The organism is Sphingobium sp. Z007 (genome assembly GCF_900013425.1).
Classification (GTDB): Bacteria; Pseudomonadota; Alphaproteobacteria; order Sphingomonadales; family Sphingomonadaceae; genus Sphingobium.
This window is the reverse complement of the sequence record NZ_FBXK01000005.1, coordinates 1,224,851-1,236,955: the sequence shown is the minus strand read 5'-3', so window position 1 is coordinate 1,236,955 and position 12,105 is coordinate 1,224,851. Positions and strand designations below refer to the sequence as shown.

At 55.3% G+C, this 12,105-nt stretch carries 14 protein-coding genes and 1 pseudogene; 4 read left to right on the top strand and 11 right to left on the bottom strand.

What is annotated here, in order from left to right; genetic code table 11:
- Nucleotide 1: 1 nt before the first annotated feature.
- From CEQ44_RS13890 to CEQ44_RS13880, 3 genes are all read right to left on the bottom strand, one after another.
- A complete protein-coding gene (locus CEQ44_RS13890) occupies nucleotides 2-325 on the bottom strand; it encodes a hypothetical protein (RefSeq protein WP_088184054.1) in 324 nt (107 codons plus the stop codon).
- Nucleotides 326-375: 50 nt separating this feature from the next.
- Nucleotides 376-807 (bottom strand): hypothetical protein, encoded by a 432-nt coding sequence (locus CEQ44_RS13885; RefSeq protein WP_088184055.1) that lies wholly within the window; start codon nucleotides 805-807, stop codon nucleotides 376-378.
- A gap of 118 nt (nucleotides 808-925) precedes the next feature.
- Nucleotides 926-1,864 (bottom strand): phage tail tube protein, encoded by a 939-nt coding sequence (locus CEQ44_RS13880; protein ID WP_088184056.1) that lies wholly within the window; start codon nucleotides 1,862-1,864, stop codon nucleotides 926-928.
- A 174-nt stretch (nucleotides 1,865-2,038) separates the two neighbouring features.
- Between CEQ44_RS13880 and mauJ the strand changes: the two genes are divergently transcribed.
- Nucleotides 2,039-3,382 (top strand): methylamine utilization protein MauJ, encoded by a 1,344-nt coding sequence (gene mauJ, locus CEQ44_RS13875; RefSeq protein ID WP_088184057.1) that lies wholly within the window; start codon nucleotides 2,039-2,041, stop codon nucleotides 3,380-3,382.
- A 118-nt stretch (nucleotides 3,383-3,500) separates the two neighbouring features.
- Here the strand turns inward: mauJ and CEQ44_RS13870 are convergent, their stop codons facing one another.
- From CEQ44_RS13870 to CEQ44_RS13855, 4 genes are read right to left on the bottom strand one after another with little or no spacing between them, the layout of a single operon-like run.
- Nucleotides 3,501-3,911, bottom strand: coding sequence for a hypothetical protein (locus CEQ44_RS13870; protein WP_088184058.1), 411 nt, complete (start codon nucleotides 3,909-3,911; stop codon nucleotides 3,501-3,503).
- On the bottom strand, nucleotides 3,911-4,312 hold the full coding sequence (locus tag CEQ44_RS13865; RefSeq protein ID WP_088184059.1) for a hypothetical protein: 402 nt from the start codon (nucleotides 4,310-4,312) through the stop codon (nucleotides 3,911-3,913). The genes CEQ44_RS13870 and CEQ44_RS13865 overlap by 1 nt, the downstream gene beginning before the upstream one ends.
- Entirely contained in the window at nucleotides 4,312-4,662 is a 351-nt protein-coding gene (locus CEQ44_RS13860; RefSeq protein ID WP_088184060.1) for a hypothetical protein, read from the bottom strand. Before CEQ44_RS13860 ends, CEQ44_RS13865 begins: the two co-directional genes overlap by 1 nt.
- Nucleotides 4,662-5,261, bottom strand: coding sequence for a DnaT-like ssDNA-binding protein (locus tag CEQ44_RS13855; RefSeq protein ID WP_088190851.1), 600 nt, complete (start codon nucleotides 5,259-5,261; stop codon nucleotides 4,662-4,664). Before CEQ44_RS13855 ends, CEQ44_RS13860 begins: the two co-directional genes overlap by 1 nt.
- 151 nt (nucleotides 5,262-5,412) lie before the next feature.
- On the opposite strand from CEQ44_RS13855, the pseudogene rpsQ reads away from it, so the two are divergent.
- Nucleotides 5,413-5,658: pseudogene (rpsQ, locus tag CEQ44_RS25105) on the top strand (30S ribosomal protein S17); the annotation flags it as partial.
- A 105-nt stretch (nucleotides 5,659-5,763) separates the two neighbouring features.
- The gene (locus tag CEQ44_RS24005; protein WP_140419337.1) at nucleotides 5,764-6,300 is read left to right on the top strand and encodes a hypothetical protein; all 537 of its coding nucleotides are present in this window, start codon (nucleotides 5,764-5,766) and stop codon (nucleotides 6,298-6,300) included.
- Nucleotides 6,301-6,349: 49 nt separating this feature from the next.
- Here CEQ44_RS24005 and CEQ44_RS13845 read toward each other — a convergent pair whose 3' ends face one another.
- The 3 genes from CEQ44_RS13845 to CEQ44_RS13835 form a co-directional block, all read right to left on the bottom strand.
- The gene (locus CEQ44_RS13845; RefSeq protein ID WP_176400310.1) at nucleotides 6,350-7,597 is read right to left on the bottom strand and encodes a phage major capsid protein; all 1,248 of its coding nucleotides are present in this window, start codon (nucleotides 7,595-7,597) and stop codon (nucleotides 6,350-6,352) included.
- A gap of 107 nt (nucleotides 7,598-7,704) precedes the next feature.
- A complete protein-coding gene (locus CEQ44_RS13840) occupies nucleotides 7,705-8,421 on the bottom strand; it encodes an HK97 family phage prohead protease (RefSeq protein ID WP_088184064.1) in 717 nt (238 codons plus the stop codon).
- A gap of 43 nt (nucleotides 8,422-8,464) precedes the next feature.
- Entirely contained in the window at nucleotides 8,465-9,835 is a 1,371-nt protein-coding gene (locus tag CEQ44_RS13835; RefSeq protein WP_088184065.1) for a phage portal protein, read from the bottom strand.
- 284 nt (nucleotides 9,836-10,119) lie between these two features.
- On the opposite strand from CEQ44_RS13835, the gene CEQ44_RS24000 reads away from it, so the two are divergent.
- Entirely contained in the window at nucleotides 10,120-10,812 is a 693-nt protein-coding gene (locus CEQ44_RS24000; protein ID WP_140419338.1) for a hypothetical protein, read from the top strand.
- Here the strand turns inward: CEQ44_RS24000 and CEQ44_RS13830 are convergent.
- The gene (locus CEQ44_RS13830) at nucleotides 10,807-11,970 is read right to left on the bottom strand and encodes a terminase large subunit domain-containing protein (RefSeq protein WP_176401082.1); all 1,164 of its coding nucleotides are present in this window, start codon (nucleotides 11,968-11,970) and stop codon (nucleotides 10,807-10,809) included. The two genes, CEQ44_RS24000 and CEQ44_RS13830, sit on opposite strands and share 6 nt — an antisense overlap.
- Nucleotides 11,971-12,105: the final 135 nt, after the last annotated feature.

The following is a 12,105-nucleotide window of genomic DNA, read 5'->3' as shown; positions in this document are numbered from 1 at the left end:
GTCAGGGCTGGTTCTTGCCCTTGGACTTGTCGTCCTTGACTGCTGATAGAACTACCGCGTCCATAGCTCGAATGACTGACCAGAGCATTTCTGATTCATGTAGTGTCAGGCGATACCTGTCCGCATATTTCATGGTGTCGTCCCAGCGCAGCTTGCTTGCGGCCAGCCCAACGTCGCGCATCGTTCCTATTACCAGAAAGGCATTCCAGTAGAATTCACAGTGCTGGGGGAGGGTAGGTTGTTTGGACTGAGCCTCGGCCAATTCGATGACGGAGGAATGCTCATAGCGGCCTGCCTTGATGGCGGCGCTGGCCTCTTTCTCCAATCGCTCGATTCGGGCGAAATCGGGAGAAAGCTGCCAGCGAAGATAGTCAGTTAGTTTTTTTTGGCTTCCTCAAGGGCTTCCGTCTGGAAATTGCTTTCCTCGGAACTGAACTCGTCCAATTCCTGAAAAATCCAGTATGCGCGCTGGTCAGAGAGAAACGCGACGAGGTTCGCGGTCGTGTGCTTCCACACATTATCCTTCACGGGGATACCAGCACTCTTGGTGACGTAATTCTCCACGAACATGCGGATTACGACACCACGGCGCAGCATCACGTCCTCTTCTGTCTGGGGATCATCAATGCGTGACCTCTCGCGCTTGCTCAGCTTGGCAGTGGCGCGCTTCCATTCCAGCAGCCACTTTGGCGAGTTTACGAACTGATGCTTGACGTGAAAAACGCCATAGCTCTTGCCACCCTTGATAACTTCAATCTCGCGGACTTCATCGTCAGACACGCTTGGAAGGTCAAAATCAAATTCCATGTAACACCTCAGGTTTTTATCATGCAGCGTCCTGCTGCCGAGTATTTATGCTGAGGCTCAGTCAAGGGTTGGGGCGGTGGAACCTGAAAACCACCGCCCCATAGAAGCTGCTCGCTGATTAGGCGGCTGGCAACTTCTGGATCATGATGTCCGTGCCCGACACGGAATCGCCGAGCGGCGAGAAGGTCACACTGACCATCTGGTTCGCGCCATCTTCGCTATCCTCAGGGAAGGACGGCTGAGCAGCAGGAATGATGATCCTGTAGCCTGCGCCGTTGAACTCGATGTCAAACTGGATGCTGACGGCTGGGTTCTCGATACCATTCTGGATCAGGTTTTCAGGGCCAAAGTCTTTGCGGTAAAGCAGGGCGACCAGTTCGATGCTCTTACCGGCGGTGCCGATGCCACGGGCAAAGGCCGATCCTAGCTTGCCCTGCGTCGCGCGATCCTGCGTGACCGTTAGCGTCAGGGTCGAATAATCAACTTCACCCAGGCCACCGATGTTGATGTTCTTCACGTCAGGACCAGCGAACTTGGGGGCCGTCGATGCGTCCGCATAGGTAGCGCCAGGAATGGCATTGTTCGATGGGGTAGCGCGACCGCGACCGAGAATCGTGAAGTCTGCTGTTACGATGCCACCAAACTCAGCGGTCAACGTGAACTCCGAAACCTGACAGCCGAAGTAGCGGGTGAACATATTCGTAGCACCGTCGATCCACTTTCGTTCAAAGGTCAGATCGGTTTCGGTCGTGCCCGCTTTGAGCAAGCCGTCCTCATCGAAGGTGCCCGAAAAGGCGCTTTCCAGAAGTAGGTCAGTTGCCGCATCGTCGGCGGTGAATTCTGTATTGAGAGTGCCTTCAACGCGAGGATTGACGAGGCGCTGACCGGCATTGGTGCGGCCCTTGCGTCGGGTTGCACTAACGATTGGGTCAGCAGTTGCGTTGAGGTTGGAACCAACAATGGTTTCAAGACGGACGAAGGCAGGAGTCGCTGGCGTAGTCCCGGCAACGGCTTCCTTCACAATCGCAAATTCGGTATCTGATGGATTAATCGCCATCGAGCGGCCTCCTATTATTATATTCTAGGCCGCGTTGGCCTCCGCCTATTTATGCGGAGGTATGGGATCAGGACTCGATGCGAGGAAAGCAGACAGTTCGCCTGTAAGACCGTATTTCTGTTAGCAGCCGTTCGTTCGGTGGCAGCGCCGGGCATTGTCCGCTATCGTCTGGCTATGAGTGAACCGGCAGACACGACCGCGCCGCCGCCATGGCAACTTCAGCTACCGGATCGCGCGTCGCTTATTGTAGGTGAGCTGGCGAAGCGGGGACATTGGATCGTCGCGACGCTGGCAACCGGAATGCCGTTGCCGGTTGAAACGCATAAAGTCGTCTATCTAGAGCAGGATTTTTGGATCATTCCCCCGACGCAGGATTCAAGTCCTGCGGTTGCTATGCGTGTGGAGCAGAGTGCGACTAACGAGCATCGAACGAAGATGATGCGGTTCCTGAGTGCGCTGTCTTGGTCGCAGGGTTATGGAATCAGGGTCAGCGGTTTTGGCGGCGGTAGTATGCCATTTCTATCATCTGGCAGAGGAATTGGCGGTTACGCGCTCATCGCCGACTTTGTTGTGCGTGATCTGCCGGAACCGGATGCACAGGGGCAGCTCGCACTCGCGCTTATGCGTGAGGCTCGCGGACTCGACCATTCGGCATATTCATTTCTGACCTTCTATCGCGTGCTTGAAGCGACGTTGCCAAACGGCCGCGTGCGGGGCGCTTGGATCACTGATGCATTCGATAAGCTGGAGGGGCAAGCCAAGGAGGCGTTGGCCAAGGTCAGGGCGCGCGGCATCGACGATGTCGGTGCACATATTCAGCGTGCTCGGCGGCAAGCGATAGCGCATGCGGCAGAGCAGCCGATTATGGATCCTGACGACTATAGCGTAGTGCGGGAACTCTATGAAGAACTGCCCCTCATTCAGGGTCTAGCCGAACGCGCGGTTGAGGAAATTCTTGGCATTATGACACCGTCGTCGATCTACCGTTCACACCTCTACGAGCTTGCTGGTTTTCGCGACATCATACCTCCAGGCCTCATGGCACAAATCATGGAGGGGCCATGGGACGATATCAGCGGCACAGTTGATGTGCCACTGCTGGATATCGAGTTGCGCCGGAGTGAACCGTTCGCTGCGCTGCGTGGCATGGTTCCCGTCGCCGCCGATGTCGCGGAAGCGGCGTTGAAGCTGCTCTGCCGCTCCCCTGATAGCCTCATTCAGTTCGAGTTTGAGCTACACTTCGACAGCGAACGGCTTGTGTTTGATTTCACCCGCGGGCTGCAGGTTCGGGATGACGGGTCCGCTCGCGCCGCGCGCAACATCGTCGAATTACGGAGGTTTCAGCTCGATTATTTGGGCAATGGAGAGCTACAGATTTATGATGCTGACACGCGGACGCTGCTTTCCCGCGTTGATGCGTTTATCCCCGTGAATTGCTGGGCTAACCATGAGTGGTTTGATTCTGAAATCGCCAAATGGCTAAAGCTCGCTGAGCAGCGCGCTCTACAAAACCCCTAGTTTCATTCGACTTAGATCAAGCCGTTGGATGGCATATGATCCGGCGGTCTATCGTGGCGAAGCCTAACGCCGCAGTGAACGGCTTGTTGTTAGCATTTTGCAACTGCTGTTTTTGGCCTCAAGCGTCCTCAATACGGCTGCTTCTGTAAAAGACCTTGACGGCAATCATGTAATGGGTTGCGCTGGCAACAACATCGGTCGTGATAGCCCCGCCACGAAGTGCGCCGTCGGGGGTGCTCCAATTGGCGAAGATGGTGGTCACCTTGTCCACCAGCGCCCATGCGTTCGCATCGGCTTCACCAATGGGGATCGCGACATGAACCCACACGCGACCTTCACGGACGACCCTATGGCGGGCATTGCCCAAATTGGCTTTTGTCTCGGTGCCGGGGCGAACAGCAAAACGAATGAATCTCGGCGGCGGGGCTGTCCCTGCTTTCGCATTGTCATGGAGCAAAGGAGCCGACTTGTCGGTCCATTGCGCGATCATGCGCTTTCGCAGCAGGTCAACATCGGTGGAATGGCCCATCAGCGAAGCCCTGCCTTCGCGGCATCAATGCTGCGCTCCACCCAACCAGCGGGTTTGGTTACGGCGTTGCCAGCATTCAAACCATCAACGTGCGGCTGATTGTTCACGATGTTGATGGTGCCGCCCAGCTTTGCAGTGGCAATCTCGGACTGGCCGCGAGCAAGTGCGCGGGCGCCCGCAGGATCAGCACTATCAAGGGTGCCCTGTGGCACGCTGTTAACGCCCACCTGCCAGTCACCGACCGTGACGCTAGTGTCCTCTGGTGTGCCCTCTACGACCCCTTGCAAGACAGCATTGGCCAGATTGCGGTTCACTCGTTCCGCGTGAGCGATGGCCTTGCGCTTCGCGTCCGCGAGGCTCTTGGAGATTTCGCCCATGTTGGTGATGCCGGAGCGCGCCATTATTTCAGCACCGCTTCGTATCGGATGACTGTAACGCCGTTGGGCGCGACGGCCTTGGCGGTATCGACGGTATAGGTGGTCTGGCCCACGAGCAGCAGATCATCTGGGAATGGCTCATGCTTATTGTCGAGCAGGGCGACGGTGCGGCTGCCTAGCAGCGCGCCATTGTTCCAGAACTCCTTTTCCTTCACGATGCCACGAACGCGAAGGTCGCGAGTAGTGACCGGCACGATCTCGCCGTTGGCATCATAGCCACCGCCTGAGGTGCGACGAAGGATGAAGGTGCCACCCAGCGGCCCAGCATATAGCGTCGTGACCGCGCTCGCGAAATTCTCGTAGATGGTCGCCATTATCGCGCACCGCCAGGACGCACGATCGACGTTCCCTTGAACGAACCCCAACGCGCTAGGCGCATGAATACGGCATCTGCCGCCGCAACAGCGTTGGCAGGCTTGATCGTGCCCACGCCGTCCAACTTCAATTCCGATGCGTTGAACGCATTGTCCTGCCAAAGCGTGATGTTGCGGACCTTGAAGGCTGCTAGGATCGCCTGTGCTTCCAGCACCTCTGTTGGGATTAGATCTTCTGGCAGCAGAACCGGGACGTTGGACAGGCCGGGGTTCTCGAAATGAATGAAGCACGCATATTCTTCAAAGCAGGGATCGAGATTGGGAAATGTGCGCGCATACCAATCTGAGCCGGGCATTTTGCCTTCCAGCACCACACCCTTGCGTGGCCATGCCAATGGCTGGAGCGCATCGACCGGCTGGCCCTTGAATGACCACATACGCGAAATCTCTTTCGCGGACTCGATCAGGTAGGGTTCGTCACCGTCGCTTAGTTCCGGGCTGATGCCCAGCAGCGGGTGGACGAAATCGGTCAGGAACTGGTTCGCCTGAACGATGGTCTGCCAGCTATTTGCCGTTGCCCCTGTTATTTTCAATCCCATGCCGCGCCCTCTATTCGAGTGTTCGCAGCTATTTATTCGCTTAGTCGGTTTAAGAGATCATGGGCCGCGCGAATGTATTAATAATTCGCTGGTAGTTTGATTGGACGTGTAAAATGAGTTAAGGGGCGCAAGGTATTTTTGGAGGTTCTCAATGCCGCGTCGCGTTCTGACCGGAACAGTTGTGTCCGATAAGGGCGACAAGACCGTGGTCGTGCTGGTCGAACGTAAGGTGAAGCACGCCCTCTATGGCAAGATCATCAGACGGTCCAAAAAATATCACGCGCATGACGAACGCAACGAATACGTTGAAGGTCAGACTGTTACTATCGAAGAAGTTGCTCCCATTTCCAAGTTGAAGACTTGGAAAGTGGTTGCAGTAACTCCACACCGAATTCCTCGAGATAAAGATACCGGTATCCCAAGGCCACTGAGAGAGCGAACTCCACCTGACGGAGATGATCCATCTCCATCTAGAACATCTATAGCAGGAAGGCGATAGATTATGGATGTCAGAGATGAAATGCAATTCCGGGCTGAGTTATCTGTAAGGTATCACCGCCGAAGAGCCTCATTTCTGGATAGAACAAGCCAGCTGATGACGCTCACGTCATTGATCGGCGGAGCGGCAGCCTTTGCTAGTTTGATAGGTGATCCCAATACCATTTTCGCAAAATGGGCCACTTTGATTATTACCGCTCTGACGCTGATCCAATCGGTATTTCGTATTGATGCCGCCGCAGCCGAACATAAAATGTGGCTAAGAGAATGGAGCAAATTGCTTCTGAATATCCGACAGAATGAGCATCCAACAGAAGCACAAATCGGAGAATGGATGCACGCTCAAACCGAATTAGATAGTAGCTGTGTGAGTGAAATGCGGGCGCTTGAAGCCGATTGTTGGAATCGAACAACCGAGCAAATGGGCTATAATGATGCGCCTGCTCGCGTCAGCTGGTATCATAAGTTATTTGGGCAGGTATGGTCGTTTGAAAACGGAGATTTCTCTCCGAAGACTTCAAAGCAACACCTTCTGCATTGACGATGGCTCGGTCGCAAGACCGAGCCACCTCTGAATGATGGGATGCGATTTAGGCGGCGGTCAGGACCAGAGCGCGGATCGCCTTATAGTCAACAATCGCTGCACCAGTGCGGCGACGTGCGCTATACTTCACAAACTGCGGTTCGGTGATTGGGTCAACAACCCACTTCATCGTGCCATAATCCGCGATGGTGTATGCCTTCTTGAAGTCCGCGAGGATCGCAGCAGGCTTCGCACCGGCAACGGATTCCGCGACCGTTGGCATCATGTCGTCCACGACATAGCGGACGCCATAAATGGTTCCGCCGGGCAGGCCGGAGATCGACGCATCGGCAGGTGCCCACACTGGACGGCCATTCTTATCCTTCTCCTGCATGACCTTGAGTTCAAAGTCGGACGAGATGACGAGAACAGCACCAGCGAGGTAGTTGCTGTGAAGGGTCGAACGCAGGACCAGAACGGCGTCGCTCAGCGCGCCGGTGCCGTCACCGTTCACGGCAGGTGCCTCGACCTTCGCCAGAACGCCGAAGTTATCGGTGAACTTGTTGACGGTGCCCGTAGATAGGGTCTGTGCCAGCAGGCCCATGCGGGTGGAGGTCACGCCAGCAACGTCTTCAACGTTGTTCTGGGTGGTGCCGTTGAGGAACTGGTCGCTCTCCTTTTCGGAGATGTTCAGGACCATGCTGTCCTGTAGTTCCTGCGCGAGATTCAGAACGCTCTCAGGCTCGTCCGAAACCCATGCGGTGTGGCGCTGCTGATCGGTAACATCGGCGAAACCCCAACGCAGCTTGGCGAAGGTATCGACGGTGTTCAGTTCATAGGCCGCCTTTTCAGCCTTGGTGACGGCAGCACCAGAGGTCTTGACCTTGATGATGCGTTCCAAATTGCCAGAAACGGAAAGGACGCGCGCCAGTGCTCGGATTGGGCTTGCCTTCGACAAAGCGCGAGTGATCTCGCTGTCGAAGTGGGTAGGGATGGTGTGGCCACCTTCTACGTTGACCGTGCGGCTGAATTCATCGGCCTTAATGTCACCGTCGGTGACAGCGTGACGGCCCTTTACGAATGCGAACTTAGCAGCGCGCAGGTCGTCGGTTGCATCAACAGTCTGGGACTTGGTGGCGGACTTGCGCGCCAGCAACTCGTTCTGCGCTTCAATCTGCGCTTCCTGATCGGCCTGCTTGTCCTGTAGGGATTTGATTTCGGCATAGAGGGTCTGGACCTCTGCCTTGGTTACTGCGTCTGCTGAATTGGCCTTGGTCGCCAGTTCGTCAAACAGCTTCTGGATATTCTCGTTCACTATTCACCTCTGATTTTGAGTTCAGAGGAGGGCGAAAGCGAGTCCTGCTGTTGTGAGTGGGCGAGTCCTGAACGGAGTGCCGGTCAGCAAACCTGCTGACGCTTTATTTATCGGTTGAATGTCTGCTTGATGCGGTATGAGAGCCAAGCATCTTCAAATGCCTTGGTCATCTCTTCCTCATCATCAGGTGCCGCCGCCTTGATCGCTTCTGCGACAATCTCATCAGGAGTGAGCGCGACTTCTTCCAGCATGTCGCCATGCGATGTGCCGCTGGCGACAGAGCGAAGCGTCTCCGCGAAGTCTGCTAGGCGCTGCTGATCTTCAAGGCTCAAATCGCTGTAGGTTTCGCTGATCGCGCCTTTGACGGCGCTGATGATCGCCAGTTCGTTGCAGGGGAATGTGACCGCGCTGATTTCGTGAAGGGCGATTTCCTTCAAGCGAAGGACACGACGATCCTTCACGCGATCAGCCTGTTTCTGAATAACACGGTAGCCAATGGAGAAGCTGTCGAGTGTGCCATCAAGAAATTGCTGACGCACATTTTGACCATCATGGCTGTCTGAGAAGCGGGCTTTGAAATACAGCCCCTCGTCGCTGTCGCGCAATTCCGTGATCTTGCCGATGGGGCGGTCATGACGGTGATGCGCGAGGAAGGGCATTCCCTTCTTGCTGCTGTTGAAGCGATCTAGGGTGCGGGCGTAGGCACCGCGTTCCACGATATCACCGGCATGGTCGATGTTGCCGTAGGTGGACGCCAGACCCTCAACCTCGTTCTCCTTGATAGGAGCGGCCTTGAAACTCTTGGTCAGAAATTGCGTGGTCATAAGTGTCTGGTCCTATCCGTTCCTCTTGCCGTTATTTATTGCGTCACCCGCGCTGATCGGCACGGCGGCTGGTATCAGCGTCATGTCCGACGACACGGGGTTTGGCGGTTTCGGGCTGCTGCTGGGGTTCCTTGTCGCCACTGGAAGTGGCGAACGCCTCGCCAGCACCGGCAACGGGAATAGGGACGTTGCCCCATTCGACCGGCGGCCAGCCCATTGATTCTCTATATTCGTTGAAGGTCAGCGCGCCGCGACCGGCCATCTTGTCGACCTGTTCCAGCTTATCGTCCTGGAGGTATGGAAGCTGCGTCTCATCAATAGTGAGGGACAGCTTGGGGTCGCCCATTTCCTCGGCCAGAAAGGCTTGGAGGTGGCCAAGAATGAATTCGGCACGGGGCTTGAGCCAGCCGGTATAGAATGTGCGATCCGCCGTCCGCATATTCATGCCGGTGGTTTCGCCCTCAAAGCCAAGCATCACCGGCTGAACGCCAAGCGCCATCGCGATACGGCGTTCGAGCGCCTTCACCACTTCCACGATATCCAGTTCCGCGAAGGTCATCTGGTTTTCAATGAAGTTGGACCCGGCAACCAAGCCTTTCAACTCTTCGTCATCGCGCAGGCGGGACATCGTGTCGCGCAGCTTGGCCCAATCATCGTCGGTCATGTCCTCCAGATTTTCCATCTCTGGAAGCGTGATCCACCCGGCCTTGCGACCGCCATTCGCGAAACGGGCATACATGAGCTTCGTAGCGGCGGCGTATGCCGACACATCGGCCAGGATAGCGTCGCCGGCTCCTGACCCTTGTAGGGCGCTCAGCGGGTTGTAGATGCTGATTTGCAGAACAGCGCCGTCGATGACCTCATAGGCATTGCTGCCTTGGATCAAGCGTTCGACCATCTGCGTGCGGCCAAAGTCATCCGGGTCCATGGTGAAGATCAGTTCAGGCTTGCTGGTCCCGGTCAAACGCTTCGACGGATCATAGAGGATGCGATTGCGCTCTGGCTCCTGATACATGAAGTCGGGGCGTAGGCTTTCGAGGATCGGACGGCTGGCAATCTCTTTGTTGAGGAACAGCCAATCGTCGCCGCCGAGGCCAAGGTCCGTTTCCATGACGCGAAGCAAATTGCTCATAGTGCGGTCACGGAAATTGGGCTGGCTCAGGACTTTCTTGGTCGCCTTGCTGGCGCTCTCGATCTTGATAGTGATGCTGGCCAGCTTCTCAGCGCGGATTTCAAAGCATCGGCGACTGACCGGACATCTATAGAGCAGTTGCTTTGCGCGGCTGGTGAAATTCTCTTCGTCGGTCCAGACGTTCGACAGTCCGCCCGTGCTGAACATGCCGCCTACCGTGCGGCGGCTGCTGGGCCTCTCGACCTTGCTGTAATCACGCGATTTGAACCAAAAAAAACCCACGCTCGCTCCATTCTCTGGCTTGCCTCTTGGGTATTTATTGTTTCTACTACCGAGAATTATCGGAGCCCGTTATTTCAACCTGCAAGATCTGAGAAACGAGGGGGATTTCTATGCTAAGGTATCGGCTGCCTATCGGAGCAACTATCGCTATCCTTTTTGTCTCATCAAGCGCTCAAACGCAGATATTACCTCCTAAAGTCCGAATTTATACACAGCTTGTAAAAGCTGCTGAAATATGTGGAACGAAGTATTCTAAATACCTGTGCTCGACGACGTTACGACATATGGCACTGAAGGATGCGGATATTTCGCTCCAAATCATCGAAGGTAAACCGGCATATATGGATGTCGTTGGGATGACTTATGAAGATCTGAGCGCGAATGCGGTTGATCTCGATCCATGTGCTAATGGCGAAGATGTCAATACTTTCAGTGAATCCGACGTCACCATGTCGAGTCCAACACCATTCACATTTAAAAAAACCGCTCAAGCGGAGTTAGGTGTCCAATCGTCAGTAGATGTAAAGGCTGCTCTTCAAGCATCGGGCGTTCCAGCCGAACAACTGGATATGTTACAGGCCGATTTTAAAGCGGCCTATGCTTCAAAGGCAGCTAGTGAGTTTTCCATGTCTGGAACATATCAGCGTATAGCACTAAAAAATGCTGTGACTGGAGCCATTAAAAATAAGTCGACAGCTAATTCTGACGCGAAAGCCTGTGGGGATGTCCTCCGTAGTTCAGACAAGGCACTCATATATTCGATAGCCGTGATAAAGCTCGACGCTGCTAAGTATGTCTCTAATGTGATTGACAACCTATCTGTATCTTTTGCTGCTGCTGTTAAAGCAAAAGCCGGAAGTGCCGACATCGTCAAGCTAAAGTCCGAACTTAAGAAAGAGATAAATTCCAGTCTGATGGTTGTTCCGGGACCGGATTGGCGAGTGATTTCTTGGGACTACGTTCAGCTAGATTCATAGGACGCCGAGGCTAATGACGTTGAACCTCTGCTTGGGCTTGGTGCCGAGCAGATGGTTGACTCCCTGAGTGAAAGCATCGCCACGGTCAGGGCTGGATTTCAAATCTGGCTCCCATTCTACAAGCTGGGTTTCCAGTCGATCGGATCGGCGCAGCAGTTTCACCTTGCCCATCTGGCAATGAATGAAGGCTTCTTCCGCACGGGCATATTTGCTCTTCACGGCGGTCACGGGAATGACGCGCATCGAGAAGCCTGCCTCCGTCGCCATCTTGCGGAGTAGGGCAGGGCCGGACTTCTGGTTGTTATCCTCGAACAGCACGAAGTCGCCGGGCTTGAGGTGGCGCTTCGCCAATTCCACGATGTAGCGGTAGGATGCATCCAGACCCATCTTGTCGGAGAAGTCGTCCAGCACGACAGCCTGCTTTCCCTTTTTGCCGAATAGAATGATTCCAGTTTCGTCATTGACGCCGCCGCTGGGGTCGATGCTCAGCAAACGACGACCGCATGTTTCGGCATAGGCGCTGGGCAGCAGATTGGTTTCGAGCGCCATGGCCTCGATATTGTCACGGCTCCATAGCTGGCTTTCCCCGGTCGTCCATTCACCCATGATCTCTTCGCGGGCTTTGGTGCTGCCTACGACTGCTTCCGCAGTCAGTTCGGCCAGGTGGTCCGCGTCCTGATGGATATTGGCCATGGACGATGCCGTTGAAGTAACCGTGTTGGGGCGCGTCTCAATTGCCTTCACCCATTCCTGCGCTTTGATAGGCGACGTTGTGATAATCAGCTTGGTGCCGTGTTCGTGCTTTTCACGGACGGCGCGGAACAGGTTGTCGAAGGTGCGTTCATTGCGCCAAAGCGTGAGTTCGTCGCCCCATCCGAAATTCAGAGATGGACCACGGATGCCCTGAGGATCATCAGCGGTGTAAATGGTCGCGCGAGTGCCGTTCGGCCAAATGACGGCTGCATCATGGGGTTTGAAGTGCGGCACGAAATCAGGGCGCGCGGTGTTGATGAGGCCGCTAGGCCCAAGGATCATGGTGTCGCGGACATGCTTGAATGTCGGGCCAACTAGGATGCCATAGCCGCCGGGGAAGACATATTCGGCCAGCAGATTGCAGTTGGTGGAGGCCGCATGAGTCTTGCCCGCGCCACGCCCCATTCGCAGCATCCAGATACGCCAGTCCACGCGGGGCATAAGCTGATGCTCTTCCAGCGCGAACGCCGGGTCTTGCATCACGGCTAGGATTGCTTCGCGAAACTCATCGTCCTGAGCAGGGAGCCATTCGTTCCAGAA